The sequence below is a fragment of the Microtetraspora sp. NBRC 13810 genome, from assembly GCF_030268685.1.
GTDB lineage: Bacteria > Actinomycetota > Actinomycetes > Streptosporangiales > Streptosporangiaceae > BSRQ01.
Genome location: NZ_BSRQ01000001.1, coordinates 737,027 through 750,922 on the forward strand (window position 1 = coordinate 737,027; position 13,896 = coordinate 750,922).

10 protein-coding genes are annotated in these 13,896 nt (G+C 72.4%); 5 read left to right on the forward strand and 5 right to left on the reverse strand.

Annotated elements, in window-relative coordinates:
* The first annotated feature begins 51 nt into the window (after positions 1–51).
* Positions 52–855, forward strand: a complete 804-nt coding sequence (locus tag QSK26_RS03335) for a polysaccharide deacetylase family protein (protein ID WP_285773427.1) — start codon at positions 52–54, stop codon at positions 853–855.
* 4 nt (positions 856–859) lie between these two features.
* On the opposite strand, the gene guaA is transcribed toward QSK26_RS03335, so the two are convergent.
* Positions 860–2,410, reverse strand: coding sequence for a glutamine-hydrolyzing GMP synthase (gene guaA / locus QSK26_RS03340; RefSeq protein ID WP_502888658.1), 1,551 nt, complete (start codon positions 2,408–2,410; stop codon positions 860–862).
* A 202-nt stretch (positions 2,411–2,612) separates the two neighbouring features.
* Here guaA and QSK26_RS03345 point away from each other — a divergent pair, with 202 nt between their 5' ends.
* On the forward strand, positions 2,613–3,362 hold the full coding sequence (locus QSK26_RS03345) for an SDR family NAD(P)-dependent oxidoreductase (RefSeq protein ID WP_285773429.1): 750 nt from the start codon (positions 2,613–2,615) through the stop codon (positions 3,360–3,362).
* A gap of 18 nt (positions 3,363–3,380) precedes the next feature.
* Here the strand turns inward: QSK26_RS03345 and QSK26_RS03350 are convergent, their stop codons facing one another.
* The 4 genes from QSK26_RS03350 to QSK26_RS03365 all read right to left on the reverse strand — a co-directional run bounded on the left by QSK26_RS03350 (position 3,381) and on the right by QSK26_RS03365 (position 8,684).
* Positions 3,381–4,466: a glycerophosphodiester phosphodiesterase gene (locus QSK26_RS03350; RefSeq protein WP_285773430.1), complete on the reverse strand. Its 1,086-nt coding sequence runs from the start codon at positions 4,464–4,466 to the stop codon at positions 3,381–3,383.
* Positions 4,467–4,616: 150 nt separating this feature from the next.
* The gene (locus tag QSK26_RS03355) at positions 4,617–6,110 is read right to left on the reverse strand and encodes a DUF885 family protein (RefSeq protein ID WP_285773431.1); all 1,494 of its coding nucleotides are present in this window, start codon (positions 6,108–6,110) and stop codon (positions 4,617–4,619) included.
* 9 nt (positions 6,111–6,119) lie between these two features.
* On the reverse strand, positions 6,120–7,532 hold the full coding sequence (locus tag QSK26_RS03360; protein ID WP_285773432.1) for a pyridoxal phosphate-dependent decarboxylase family protein: 1,413 nt from the start codon (positions 7,530–7,532) through the stop codon (positions 6,120–6,122).
* Between the two features lie 99 nt (positions 7,533–7,631).
* Positions 7,632–8,684, reverse strand: coding sequence for a PLP-dependent cysteine synthase family protein (locus QSK26_RS03365; protein ID WP_285773433.1), 1,053 nt, complete (start codon positions 8,682–8,684; stop codon positions 7,632–7,634).
* A 113-nt stretch (positions 8,685–8,797) separates the two neighbouring features.
* Between QSK26_RS03365 and QSK26_RS03370 the strand changes: the two genes are divergently transcribed.
* From QSK26_RS03370 to QSK26_RS03380, 3 genes are all read left to right on the forward strand, one after another.
* A complete protein-coding gene (locus tag QSK26_RS03370) occupies positions 8,798–8,998 on the forward strand; it encodes a hypothetical protein (protein WP_285773434.1) in 201 nt (66 codons plus the stop codon).
* Between the two features lie 116 nt (positions 8,999–9,114).
* Positions 9,115–11,628: a serine/threonine protein kinase gene (locus QSK26_RS03375; RefSeq protein ID WP_285773435.1), complete on the forward strand. Its 2,514-nt coding sequence runs from the start codon at positions 9,115–9,117 to the stop codon at positions 11,626–11,628.
* A 31-nt stretch (positions 11,629–11,659) separates the two neighbouring features.
* Entirely contained in the window at positions 11,660–13,849 is a 2,190-nt protein-coding gene (locus QSK26_RS03380) for a beta-propeller domain-containing protein (protein WP_285773436.1), read from the forward strand.
* Positions 13,850–13,896 lie beyond the last annotated feature (47 nt).

A 13,896-nucleotide genomic window follows, 5' to 3' on the forward strand; every position in this document is an offset into this window, starting at 1 on the left:
ACGGTAGGCCGCTCCGAGTAGTTCCCCCAAGATCACGAGGAGTTTTTCGCGATGGCTCGCCATCAGCGCGCCCGGCTCACCCTTGCCGTGGCACTCTCGTCCGCCATGCTCGGCCTGGCGGCAGCACCCGCCCAGGCCGGCACCGCCCCTACCCCCGTTCCTTCCAAGGCCCCCACGAAGGCGGCGCCCGCGAAGCCGACCCCGGTCGACTGCGCGAAGGTCAAGTGCATCGCGCTGACCTTCGACGACGGCCCCGGCAAGTATGCCGGGACCCTGCTCGACACCCTCAAGAAGCACAACGCCAAGGCGACCTTCATGCTCGAAGGGCAGTACGTCAAGGCGCGTCCCGCCTTCGCCAAGCGCATGGTGACCGAGGGACACCAGATCGGCAACCACAGCTACACCCACCCTCACCTGCGCGACCTCGCCCCGTTCGAGATCAGGGAAGAGCTTGAGCGGACCGAGGAGGCCATCGTCAAGGCCACCGGGCAGCGCTCCAGTGTGATCCGCCCGCCGTACGGCGAGTTCAACGCCGACGTGCAGCAGGTCGCCGCGGACATGAAGATGCCGCTCGTGCTGTGGAACGGCGGCTCACGCGACTGGGCCACCAAGAACACCGACGCGATCTACAAGGAAGTGCTGCGCAACGCGAAGCGCGACCGCGTCATCCTCATGCACGACTGGGTCGAGCAGACCGTGCAGGTCATGCCGAAGCTGCTGACCGAGCTGGAGAAGCAGGGCTACCACATGGTGACGGTCTCCCAGCTTCTCCGCAACGGCAAGAAGCTGCAGCCGGGCGAGATCTACCCCGACCCGGATGTGAAGCCGAGCGAGCTGGAGTCGCCCGCGTTCTGAGGGGTCACTCCCACTCGATGGTGCCCGGCGGCTTGCTGGTGACGTCGACCACGACCCGGTTGACCTCGCGGACCTCGTTCGTGATCCGGGTGGAGATGCGGGCCAGCACGTCGTAGGGCACCTTGGCCCAGTCGGCCGTCATGGCGTCCTCCGAGGTGACCGGCCGCAGCACGATCGGATGGCCGTAGGTGCGGCCGTCACCCTGGACGCCGACCGAGCGGACGTCCGCGAGGAGCACCACCGGGCACTGCCAGATCTCCCGGTCCAGCCCGGCACGGGACAACTCCTCGCGGGCGATCGCGTCGGCGTCGCGCAGCAGGTCGAGCCGGTCGCGGGTGACCGCGCCGATGATCCGGATGGCCAGCCCGGGACCGGGGAACGGCTGCCGCCACACCATCGCGGCGGGCAGGCCGAGCTCCTCGCCCGCGCGGCGCACCTCGTCCTTGAACAGCCAGCGCAGCGGCTCGACCAGCTCGAACTTCAGGTCGTCCGGCAGGCCGCCGACGTTGTGGTGGGACTTGATGTTGGCCGTGCCGGTGCCGCCGCCGCTCTCCACGACATCCGGGTAGAGGGTGCCCTGCACCAGGAAGTCGGCGGGACCGTCGGCGAGGATCGCGCGCTGCTCGTCCTCGAAGACGCGGATGAACTCGCGGCCGATGATCTTCCGCTTCTCCTCGGGGTCGGTCACCCCGTCCAGCGCCTTCAGGAAGCGCTCGGCCGCGTCCACGACGCGCAACCGCACCCCGGTGACCGCCACGAAGTCCCGCTCGACCTGCTCGGCCTCGCCCTTGCGCAGCAGCCCGTGATCGACGAAGACGCAGGTCAGCCGGTCACCGATGGCCCGCTGCACGATGGCGGCGGCCACCGCGGAGTCGACCCCGCCGGACAGCGCGCAGATCGCCCTGCCGTGCGGGCCGAGCTGCTCGCGCACCGCCGTGACCGCGTCCTCCACGATGTTGAGCATGGTCCAGGACGGCCGGCAGCCCGCCGCGTCGAGGAAGTGCCTCAGCACCGTCTGGCCGTGGTCGGAGTGCAACACCTCGGGATGGAACTGCACGCCGTACAACCCCCGGCCCGGGTGCTCGAAGGCGGCGACCGGGGTTTCGCTCGTCGACGCGGTCACCTCGAAGCCCTCGGGCGCGCTGGCGACGCTGTCACCGTGCGACATCCAGACCCGCTGGGCGACGGGCAGACCGGCGAACAGCACGCCCTCCCGCTCCACGGTCAGGTCGGTGCCGCCGAACTCGGCCGTCCCCGTCCGCTCGACCCGCCCGCCGAGCGCCTGCGCCATCGCCTGGAAGCCGTAGCAGATGCCGAACGTGGGCACCCCGGTCTCGAACAGCCCGGCGGACACCACGGGGGCGCCTTCGGCGTAGACCGACGAGGGACCGCCGGACAGGATGATCGCCTTCGGGTTCTTGGCCAGCATCTCCTCGACCGGCATCGTCGAGGGGACGATCTCCGAGTAGACGTGGCACTCACGCACCCGGCGGGCGATGAGCTGCGCGTACTGCGCACCGAAGTCGACGACTAGGACGGTGTCGAACTCAGACACCTGAGGACCCCCCAAGGCAGGAACGCGGTTTGACCCAGTCTATCGGCGCGGCCTGCGCCGATGCCCCGGCGGTGGGCGGCACGGCCGGGGGCGCCCGGCCCGGGTGAGAAACGCCGCGGAAGGGGTAAGCCACCCCGGTTGCCGGGAATGACGCCGGCAGTCGCCGGATCAGCCGCTCAGCCGCCGGGAGAAGGAGTTCGCCGTGAACGGAGTGATCGTCACAGGTGGGGCGTCGGGCATCGGCCGGGCGTGCGCGCTCGCGCTGGCCGAGTCGGGACGCCTCGTGGCCGTGTGGGACATCGACGAGCCGGGCGCGCTGGGCGTGGCGAAGGAGGCGGGGATGCTGACCCCGCTGCCCACCTTCGGCATCGGCGTGGACGTCACCGACAGCGCGGCCTTCCCCGCGGCGATCACCGCCACCCGGCAGGCCATCGGCCCCATCGGCGGCCTCGTGCACGCCGCGGGCGTCGCCGGCCCCTCCACCGTGGACGACCTCACCGACGAGCGCTGGGACGCCGTGCTCAACGTGAACCTGCGCGCCCAGGCCATGCTCACCAGGGCGCTGCTGCCGGACCTGCGCGCCGCGGACCAGGCGGCCATCGTGGGCATCTCCTCCATCGAGGGGCTGGTCGGCTCCGCGTGGCTGCCCGCCTACTGCTCCTCCAAGGCCGGCCTGCTCGGCCTGACCCGCTCGATGGCCCAGGAACTCGCCCCCGACGGCATCCGGGTCAACGCCGTCTGCCCCGGTTACATCGACACCCCGCTGCTCACCAAGGTCGTCGGGGACGACACGGCCTTCCTCGACGCCTTCGCCGCCAAGTCGGTCTTCGGCCGGCTCGGCAGGCCGGAGGAGGTGGCCGCCGCCGTACGGTTCCTGATGAGCGCGGAGGCGTCGTTCGTCACCGGCGCCCACCTCGTGGTGGACGGCGGGGCCACGGCGGTCGACCGCTGAACCGCGGCGCGGGTGGCTTCAGGCGTCGTGCCCGTGGTGCCGCGGGCGGTAGGGCCTGGGCAGCTTGAAGCCGCGCTCGGCCATGACCTTGCGCAGCCGGTCGGGATAGTCGGTGATGATGCCGTCCACGCCGTCGTCGATCAGCTTGTTCAGCGTCGGCTCGTCGTCGATGGTCCACGGGATCACCTTGAGCCCCATCCGGTGCGCCCGGTCGACCATCTCCCTGGTCACGTACGGGCGGTAGCCGGGGTCGGTGATCTTACCGTCCTGCGGGGTGCCGTGCACCGGCGAGAACGCGTCCGCGCCGAAGGACTTGATCGCCCTCAGCGGGTCGCCGCCGAAGTCGTCGATGTCGATCCCGCCGAGCCACGGGGAGGCGCCCGGCTGCCCGGTCTGCAGGAAGTCGATGTTGGTCAGCGCCACCAGCGGCAGCCGGGGCTCGACCTGCCCCATCCGGATCAGCGCGCCCCAGTCGAAGCTCTGGATCGTCACCTGCCTCAGCAGCCCGGCCCGGCGGATCTCCCGGGCCGCGACCTGGACGAACTGCTCACGCGGCGCCGTCTCCTGCGGGGCGCCGGCCTCCACCTTGGTCTCGACGTTCAGCGTCACGTCCTTGGCGCGGTAGTCCTTGACCAGGTCGAAGACCTCCCGCAGCAGCGGCATCCTGGCGCCGGGGACCGCGCGCTGCCCGGGGAACTGCGGCAGCGTCTGCGAGCCGCAGTCCATGGTCCTGACCTGCGCCAGGGTCAGCGTGTTGAGGTACTTGCCGACGTAGGGGAACTCCGGGTCCGCGGCGGTGACCGGGGCGGTGTCTCGGCACTTGGCGCCGTTGATCCGGCGGTCGTGGGTGACGACCGCCTGGCCGTCCTCGGTGATCTGGATGTCCAGCTCCAGGGTGGTCACCCCGAGCTCCAGCGCGTTCGCGAACGCGGGCAGCGTGGACTCCACCACCAGCCCGATCCCGCCCCGGTGCGCCTGGAGGTCGAGATCACGCTGCCGCCCGTGCCCGCCGTCCGCCGAGGCCGCCCCCGGCGCCGCGACGACCGCCCCTCCGGCCATGCCCCCGGCCAATATGGCCGCCGCGACCTTCCGCCATGCGCGCATCCGCTGTCCGCCCTTACCCGTAGCCGTCGTCACCGGCCGGAGAGGACCACCGGCCCGCCGCCCAAGATCCGTGAGCGGCGCGACCGGCGAACGTATGCGAGTTGATCGCGAGGCGAAGGTTGGATGAGCAACAGCCCCCGGCCGCGGCGGCTACAGGACGCGGTCCAGCAGGCCGAGCGGCGGGGAGCCCAGGTCGAGCATGGCCTTGTGGAAGCGCTGCAGGGTGAACCCGGTCCCCCAGGCGGCCTTGGCCTCCTCGCGCAGGTCCATGATGGCGAGCTTGCCCCAGGTGTAACGACCGTAGGTGGGGTCGTAGGTCGCCCGGCCGGCCTCGGCGAGCGCGGCGGGCCCGGCCAGGTGGGTGTCCGCGGCGAACCTCGCGGCGCCGTCCCGCACGGTCATCGCGCCGGTGTGCACGCCGATCGCGCAGGCCAGCCGGGTCACCCGGACCAGCGCCTCCAGCCAGACGCCGATCTCGAACCGCGGGTCGCCGGCCTCGAAGCCCTCCTCGACGCACAGCTCCTCGGCATAGTGCGCCCAGCCCTCGATGAACGCCGACGACTGCAGGATGCGCCGCACGTCGGTGGGCGCCTGGCGCAGGGCGCGGCCGTGCGAGAAGTGGCCGGGCGCGACCTCGTGCACGGTGATGCCGGGCAGGGTGGTGGCGCTGAAGACCTCCAGCCACTCCTCCGCGTCACGCTCGGGCCAGGACGGGTCGGGCGGGGTGATGTGGTACCACGACGGCCCCTCGGGCTCGCCCGGGGAGGCCCAGCTCATCATGGCCATCGCCCAGCGCCGCGACTCGGGCGCCAGGCCGACCCGGCACTCGCCGTCGTGGTAGGGCACGAGATCGCGCTCCCTGGTGAAGGCGATCGCCTTCTCGGTCCAGTGCCGGGCGGTGTCGATCACGCCGTCCGCGTCGGGGTGGTCGCGCACCAGCTCGCGGGCGACGTCGAGGGGCGGCTCGGCCGGCCTGCCGTACCGGGCGCAGGCGTCGGCGAGCCGGGCCAGCAGGCGGTCCCGCTCGGCGTCGGCGCGCTCGGCCAGGCGGCCGAGGTCGACGGGCAGGCCGTCGCCCGCGCTCATCAGCGCGGCCAGCGCCTCGCCGCCGAGCGCGGCCTCCGGCGCGCCCTCCTTCGCGGCCCGCTCGACGTGCCCGACCAGCCGGGCGTGCGCCTTCAGCGCGGCCTCGTCGGTGACGCCCGCGGCCAGCCCGCGCGTGGCGCCGAGCAGCGCCGTCGCGACCGGCGCGCTCAGCCGGTCGAGGGAGGCGATCGAGCCGTCGATGGCCTCCGGCCACCGGGCGAGGTGGGACCGCCGGGCCTCGGCGCGCTCGGCCTCCGGCGCGTACTCCCGGTCGTAGCAGGCCGCGTCCAGGTTGCCGAGGTGGTCAAGGAGGTTGCTCCGGTGCAGTTCGAGGTCGCCGAAGCTGACCTTCAGCGCCTGCTCGAAGACCTGGAGGTGGGCCGCGTCGTAGGCGTCCTGCGGCAGGGACCCCGTGCCCAGCGCGGCCACGCCCGCGCGCACGCCGTCCGGTGAGAGGTCCTGGACCTCTCCGTCGTACTCGTGCCGCCCCGCGGCCTCCCTGACCTCGGCCACGATCAGGTCGCAGACCGCGCGCAGCCGCCCCTCGAGTTCGCTCATTGACGCACGTTATCGCCCGGTTCCCGGTCTGTCACCCGCCCGATCGCCCACCTCGGCGACGGCGTCCAGCAGGGCTTCGAGCGTCTTGTCGTCCGTCGCCGGGCTCATCACGGTGGCCCGCAGGTGCCGTACGCCGCCGACCTCGGCCGAGCTCAGGTAGAAGGTGCCGTCGTCGATCAGCCGGCTGCGCAACGCCGCCTGGTCCACGTCGGCGGAGCCGTACCGGAAGCAGACGATGTTGCTCTCCGGTTCGTAGGGGCAGCTGAAACCGGGGCGGGCCGTGGCCAGCCGCCACAGGCGGTGGGCGGTGGCGTAGCCGCCCGCGACGTACTCGCCGAGGCCGCGCTCGCCGCGCCAGGCCAGGTTGAGGAAGATCTTCAGGCCCAGCTCGGCCTTGGAGCACTCGACGGTGCGCCCGATCGAGTCGAACCCGCGGTCGCCGTAGAAGAGGTAGCTGGCCTCCTGCTGGAAGGCGCGGTCCAGGTCGCCCTCCCTGCGCACCAGGACGGCCGCGGCCAGGCTGGACACGCGCAGCATCTTGTGCGCGTCCCAGATCAGCGAGTCGGCCAGTTCCAGGCCGTCGAGCAGGTGCCGGTGCTCCTCGCTGAGCAGCGCGGACGCGCCGTGCGCGCCGTCCACGTGGAACCACACGTCGTGCTCGGCGCAGAAGCCGCCGATCGCGCGCAGGTCGTCGTACAGGCCGGTGCCGGTGGAGCAGGCGGAGGCGACCAGGGCCATCGGCCGCCGTCCGGCCCGCCGTACCCGGTCCAGCGCGGCGGGCAGCCCGGCCGGGTCGATCCGGCCGAGCGGGTCGGTTTCCAGCGGGAAGACCGCGCGCTCGCCGAGGCCGAGGATCGCCGCGGCGCGGGTCACGGAGTAGTGCGCGGACGGCGGCGCGAGCAGCGCGAGGTCGGCGGGCACGCCGTCGGTCCACGCGGACGGCGCCACGGCGGCGCGGGCGGCGAGCAGCGCGGTGAGGTTGGCCAGCGACCCGCCATGGGTGAGCACGCCGCCGCCCGAGACGCCGAAGCCGACCTTGTCCAGCATCCAACGCAGCACCTCGAACTCCACCGTCGCCGCCGAGGCGCCCATCTCGTAGATGGCCATCGGGTTGTTGGTCACGCCGTGCACGAAGTCGGCGAGCGCGGCGGGGAAGTCCGGCGCCGGGCACTGGTGGGCCAGGTAGGCGGGGTGGTGCATCCGGGTGCCCTCGGCGAGGTACCCGGCCAGGAAGTCCCGGTAGCCCTCCTGGTCCATGCCGCCCTCGCTGATCCACCGCCGCAGCCCGAGCAGCGCCGACAGCTCGGCGGGCGGGCGGGTCCTGATCACCGGCGTGAGCCCGCGGGTGCTCTCGTCCACGTAAGCCGACAGGCTGGCGACGGTGGCGTGCGCCGCCCGCTCGAATTCCGCAATATCCCACATAGGGGAAATCTTGACGGCCACCGGACCCGGCAGCCAAAAGCCGAGATCGAGGTGGCCGAGACGGGGTTGGCCGAGACGGGGTTGGCCGAGACGGGGTGGCTACCAGACGCCCTCGGCGAGAAAGCGGTCCAGCGCGGCGGCCCGGCGGCGCACGTCGAGGCCCTTGCCGGCGGCCCAGCCGTCGTCGTGGTAGGTACGCAGGTGCCGGGGCGAGGCGTCACCGAGGATCGCGACCACCGAGCCCTTCGTCTCCCGCGCCCGCATCTTGGCCAGCAGCTCGACCGCCGCCCACAGCGTGGTGCCCGAGGACCCGCCCACCGGCAGCCCGGTGACGGCGCGCAACTGGCGGGCGGCGGCCACGCTCGCCGCGTCCGGCACCGGCACGACCAGGTCCACCAGCGGGAACATGAAGCCCGGCTCGATCTTGGGCCGGCCGATCCCCTCGATCCTGGACGGCATGCCGGTCGCGTAGTCGGGGACGCCGAGCAGCCAGCCCGGGTCGTACGCGGAGTTCTCAGGATCGGCGACCGCCACCTTCGTGCGGTATCCGCCGACCCGGACGCGGCGCCCGAGCGCGGCCGAGGTCGCGCCGGTGGCGGCGCCCGCCACCACCCACTCGGGCTCCTCCGGCATCTGGTCGAACAGCTCGCCGGCGAGGCCGGGATCCTGCCAGTCGATCGCCCGCTCGGCCCAGGTGAACTGGTCCAGGTAGTGGCCGCCGAGATCCTCGGCGAGCCGCCGCGCCTCGTCGTAGATCGCCGGGGGCGGGTTGTGGAAGCGGCACTCGCCGCCCAGTTCCTCCACCATCGCCGCCTGCCCGGCCGAGCGCTCCCGGTCTCCCGGCATGACCGCGATGTACTTCAGCCCGAGCAGCCGGGCGAAGTATGCCTGGGCGACCGCGGAGTTGCCGCCGGTGGCCTCGACCACCGTGGTGTACCCGTGGATCCGGCCGGAGGCGATGGCGAACCGGAACAGCGCCCGCGCGTGACGGTGCCGGAGGCTGCCCGTCGGGTGTGCCGACTCGTCCTTCAACCACAGCCGCACGCCCCAGCCGGCCGGCAGCGGGAACTCGCGCAGCGGGGTCGGCCCGCACCGGAGCGACTCCTCCTCGAGTTTCGAGATCGCACCGGCCGCCCACCCGTATCCCGCCATGCGCCCCATTATCAACGACTCGTAAGGCTTACAGAGTCCGGTCAACCAAGTGCGGCAGGTACGCGTCAGGAGTAGACCACTGGTTCGAAGCAGGCGCAAAGGGCAGGACGACTGTGTTCCGACAAGAAGGTCCGATCGAACGGCAGCAGCGCGCGCACCGGGCGCTGGACGACCTCCACCTGAAGGGTCCCGAGGCGGTCCGCGAGGAGACGCTCAGGGTGCAGGCCGAGTTGGTGCGGCTGTACGGCTGGGAGGGCTACCAAAAGGTGATCATGCAGATGGAGTCCGATCTCGATCGCCTGAGAGAGCATTGACCAGCGGGCTTGGCACACGTCGGGACGATGAACCCCCGGCCACCAAGCGATAACGACGCCCCCGGGGGTTCCCGGTCAGGTGGCCGTACGCCACGACGAACCGCCACAATCCCCTTATGCCGTCAACAGCGCCCCTGAGATCCGGAGACCCCGCACGGCTGGGAGACCACGACCTCCGAGGACGGCTCGGCGAGGGCGGACAGGGTGTCGTGTACCTCGCGGCCGACCAGGCGGGCAACCAGGTGGCGGTCAAGTGGCTGCGCCCCGAGCTCGCCGGAGACCCCGTCATGGTCGAGCGTTTCGTCCGCGAGGTCGCCGTCGCCCAGCGCGTCGCGCCCTTCTGCACCGCGCAGGTCCTCGGCACCGGCGTGCAGGACGACCGGCCCTACATCGTCAGCGAGTTCATCGAGGGCACCTCGCTACAGGCCGTGGTCACCGGGTCGGGGCCGCGCACCGGCGCCGGGCTGCACCGGCTGGCCATCGGCACGGCGACCGCGCTGGCCGCGATCCACCAGGCCGGGATCGTGCACCGGGACTTCAAGCCGGCCAACGTGATCCTCGCCTCCGACGGGCCCCGGGTCATCGACTTCGGCATCTCCCGCGCCCTGGACGCCACTTCGACGATCAGCTCGATGCCGATCGGTACCCCGGCATACATGGCTCCCGAGCAGATCCTCGGCCACACGGTGGGCTCGGCGGCCGATCTCTTCTCCTGGGCCAGCACGATGGTCTTCGCGGCCAGCGGCAAGGCGCCGTTCGGCAGCGACACACTGCCCGCGGTGATCAACCGGGTGCTGAACAAGGAGCCGGACCTCTCCTGCCTGGAGGGACGGCTGCGCGACCTGGTGGCCGCCTGCCTGAGCAAGGATCCGGCCCAGCGCCCGCCGGCCGAGCAGGTCATCCTCGGCCTGCTGCAGAACCCGGCCGCGCCCGCCGACCCCGTGGGCCTCATCAGGGAGGCCGCCGCCGTCGCCACCCCGGAGGACCCGCCCGGCTCCTCCCGGCCCTCCTCCACCGAGGCCCCCGGCCCCGCCTCCACACCGGGAGCGCACGGAGCGCCAGGGGCGCCAGGGGCGCCGGGGGCGCACGGAGCGCCGGGAGCCTTCGAGGACCGTCCCTCCGGCGTCTCCGGGGCCTTCCGCGCCGAGGGCGGGGACCCGGACCAGCCGTCCACCCTCGCCTCGCCGGGCCAGCCGTCCACCTTCGGGTCGCCGGCCGGGCCGGGCCAGCCGACCGCCTGGAGCCCTTCCGCCCAGCCCGGCTCCTGGACCCCGACGGGCGCCGCCCCGCCGTACGGCAGGCCGCCCCACTCCACGTCACAGCCAGCGCCCCACTCCGCGCCCCACTCCGCGCCACAGTCCGCGCCACAGTCCGCGCCACAGTCCGCGCCACAGTCACCGCCGCACGCCCCGCCGTACGCCTCCCAGGGTCCCTACGGGCCCGGCCAGTACGGCGGGCCGTCCTATCCGCCCGCGCCCTACGCGGCGCACCAGCAGGGCGGTCCGGGGCATCCGGAGGGGCGTCCCGAGGGGCGTCCGCGGCGTGCCAGGAGGGTCACCGTGGCGCTCGGCAGCGCGCTGGCGGTCGTGCTGGTGGCCGTCGTCGCCGTGGTGGTGATGCGCGGCCAGGGCGCGGACGACCGGACGCCGGGCGACGGCACCACCGCGGTCGCCGACCCTACGGGCACCCCGACGACGCCCGTGCCGTCCCCGGTGCCGACCGCCGGCCTCGCGGTCACCACGTTGCCGGGCAGCGGGCAGACCAAGCTGTACGAGCACCCCGATGACCGGCTCATCCTCACCTCCTACGAGGTGCTGGACACCAAGTCGAAGGAATGGGTGGACTACGCCCGCGGCTCCCTCACCGGAAAATTCACGAAATATCCGAACAACTGGGAGTCGAAGGTGTCGCCCAACGGGCGTTACCTCGCCGGCCGCGGCAAGTCCTACACCGAGGACGGCTACGACTCCGTGGTGATCACCGACCGGCAGACCGGCAAGCGGACCTCGTACAACACCGTCAAGGATCCGCTGATCGCCACCGTCTGGCTGTGGTCGAAGGACAGCACCCGGCTCCTCCTCGTCATCGAACGCGGCGGCGGCACCGACGCATGGACGACCGAGGGGTTCGCCGTCCTCACCGTCGGCGACCCTAAGGTCGCGGTGGTCAAGGAGAAGGACACCGAGGTGAACAAGTCCTACTACGGCTGGGCGGGCGCGTCGGACGGCACCGTCGCGGTGGCCGTGACCGGGGACAACCAGTCGCTGCGCTTCTTCGACGCGAAGGGCGCCGAGGTCCGCGACATCGGGCGGGTCGGCCGGGTGCCCGCCTCGCTGGACGTCTTCTCCCCCTCCGGCGAGTCCTTCGTGACCGGCTGCCCGGACGACACGACGAACCGCCAGTGCATCTGGGACACCGGGACCGCCCAGATCACCAGCCGCTTCCCCACCGACTGCGGCAACGTGCTGGGCTGGTACGACGACGACCACCTGTACTGCTGGGAGGTCGGCGACACGAAGAAGGTCAACGTCGTCGACATGCAGGGCCGCACGGTGCGGACCCTGCTGGAGGCGCCCGCCGACGTGGAACTCGACGTGGACTTCACCCGCAGGCCCACCGGCACCGACTGAACCGGCGGGCCGCGGGATCCGTCGTTAGGGCATGAGCTCTCTGATCCGCAGGACCGGAGCCGCCGCCCTGTCCGCCGCCGTGCTCGCGACGGCGGGCGCGTGCAGCCTGTCCGGCTCGGACCGGGAGGCCGGCCGTACGGGGCCGCCGCCGGTCAACCTCTCCGCCGCCAGGCTCGTGGCCTACTCCAGTTGCGACGACCTGCTGGCCGGCCTGCGCGAGAAGACCGCGCAGTCGGTCTCCCCGTGGGGGCTGCTCCAGCCGTACGCGTTCGCCGTGCAGGACGGCGGTCCCGCCGCCGACGCGCGGACCCTCAAGTCGGGCGCCCCGGCGAGCTCCACCACCAACGTGCACGAGGCGGGGGTGGACGAGCCGGACATGGTGAAGACCGACGGCACCCGGATCGTCACCGTGGACCGCGGCGTGCTCCGGGTGATCGACGCCGCGTCCCGGAAGATCACCGGCACGGTCCGCCTGGTGCCTGCCGGGCAGGCCGGCTGGGCGCCCAGCGACCTGCTGCTGAACGGTGACCGGGCGCTGGTGCTCTTCTCCGGCAGCGGCATCGTGCCGTTCGACGCGAGCGTGAAACGGGTGGCGGGCGCGGAGACGCGTTACGTGCTCGTGGACCTGTCCGGCAAGCCGTCGGTGGCCGGCTCGATCAAGCCGAACGGCGCGCACGTGGACGCCCGGATGATCGGCTCGACGATCAGGCTCGTGGTCAGGAGCGCCCCCGTCATCGACTTCCCGCACCCGGACTTCAACCTGCCCCAGGAGAAGCAGCCGAGCGAGCAGGAGTTGCTCAGGCGGAACCGGGAGCTGGTCATGAAGGCTCCGCTGTCGGCGTGGCTGCCGTCCTACACGGTGACCGACGCCGCCGGCGAGGAGCGGGTCGAGACGGTGCCGTGCGAGCGGGTCAGCCATCCCGAGGAGTACACCGGCACGTCCATGGTGACCGTGCACACCCTGGACCTCGCGGCCGGCGACCGCACCCTGACCACCGACGAGCCGATCAGCGTGGCCGCCGAGGGCGAGAACGTCTACGGCACCGCCACCAGCCTCTACGTGGCGAGCAACCCGCGCCCGCAGTTCCCGCCGGCCGTGGACGTGGCCCCGCTGCCCGTGCCCACCGACGCCCCGCCCGCCACTTCGCAGGCGCCGCCGCCGGTCAAGACCCCGACCGCGCCCCCCGGCGACCCGGAGATGCCGACGCTGCTGCCCGAGCCCGCGCCGACCCAGTCCAGCGTCGCCCCCGCCCAGGAGCCCACCCCCGCCGAGCCGCCCCCGCCCGGCAGTCCCTCCCCCGTCACCCCGACGGCTGTCACCCCGACGGCTGTCACTCCGACCGCCACGGGATCGGCCGGGCCCCCGCCTCCCCCCGAGCAGAGCGAGATCCACCGGTTCGACATCACCGGGTCCGGCCCGCCGCGGTACGTCGCCTCCGGCGTGGTGCCGGGACGGCTGCTGAACCAGTACTCGCTGTCGGAGCACGAGGGGCACCTGCGCGTCGCCACCACCACGACGAACTCCCGGACCGACTCCGAGAGCGGCGTCCACGTGCTGGACACCGCCACGCTCGGCGAGGTCGGCAGGGTGACCGGGCTGGGCAAGGGGGAGCAGATCTACTCGGTGCGGTTCATCGGGCCGGTCGGCTACGTCGTCACGTTCCGCCAGGTGGACCCGCTCTACACGCTCGACCTGCGGGACCCGAAGGCGCCCAGGGTGACCGGCGAACTCAAGATCACCGGCTATTCCGCCTACCTGCACCCGGCGGGCGACGGGCGGCTGATCGGCGTCGGCCAGGAGGCCACCGAGCAGGGCCGCACCCGGGGGATGCAGATCTCGCTGTTCGACGTGCGGGATCCGGCCGCCCCGCGCCGGCTGGCCCAGCTCTTCCAGAAAGACTCCGGCACCGAGGCCGAGTGGGACCCGCACGCCTTCCTGTCCTGGGAGGACCTGGTCGTGGTGCCGCTCAGCTCCTGGAGCGCGGACGGCGCCGAGGCGTCCAACAGCGCGCTGGTGCTGCGGGTCGGCGCGGACGCGGTGGACCGGGTGGGCGAGGTGCGGCATCCGGAGATCAAGCTGCCCGGCACCGATCAGCGGATGGAGCCGGTCATCCGCCGGTTCCTTGTGATCGGTGACACATTGTGGACGGTATCCGAGGCGGGTCTCAAGGCGAGCGACCTGAACACCCTCGCTGACCAGGCATGGATCCCGTTCAACTAACCCCTATTACACCGACATATCACCCTTTACAAGGTCTTGTCATAACT

Excerpts from the sequence above, each read along its gene's own strand:
- QSK26_RS03335 (WP_285773427.1), top strand. The coding sequence starts at position 52 with ATGGCTCGCCATCAGCGCGCCCGGCTCACCCTTGCCGTGGCACTCTCG.
- QSK26_RS03350 (WP_285773430.1), bottom strand. The coding sequence starts at position 4,466 with ATGCGCGCATGGCGGAAGGTCGCGGCGGCCATATTGGCCGGGGGCATG.
- QSK26_RS03355 (WP_285773431.1), bottom strand. The coding sequence starts at position 6,110 with ATGAGCGAACTCGAGGGGCGGCTGCGCGCGGTCTGCGACCTGATCGTG.
- QSK26_RS03360 (WP_285773432.1), bottom strand. The coding sequence starts at position 7,532 with ATGTGGGATATTGCGGAATTCGAGCGGGCGGCGCACGCCACCGTCGCC.
- QSK26_RS03365 (WP_285773433.1), bottom strand. The coding sequence starts at position 8,684 with ATGGCGGGATACGGGTGGGCGGCCGGTGCGATCTCGAAACTCGAGGAG.
- QSK26_RS03375 (WP_285773435.1), top strand. The coding sequence starts at position 9,115 with ATGCCGTCAACAGCGCCCCTGAGATCCGGAGACCCCGCACGGCTGGGA.
- QSK26_RS03380 (WP_285773436.1), top strand. The coding sequence starts at position 11,660 with ATGAGCTCTCTGATCCGCAGGACCGGAGCCGCCGCCCTGTCCGCCGCC.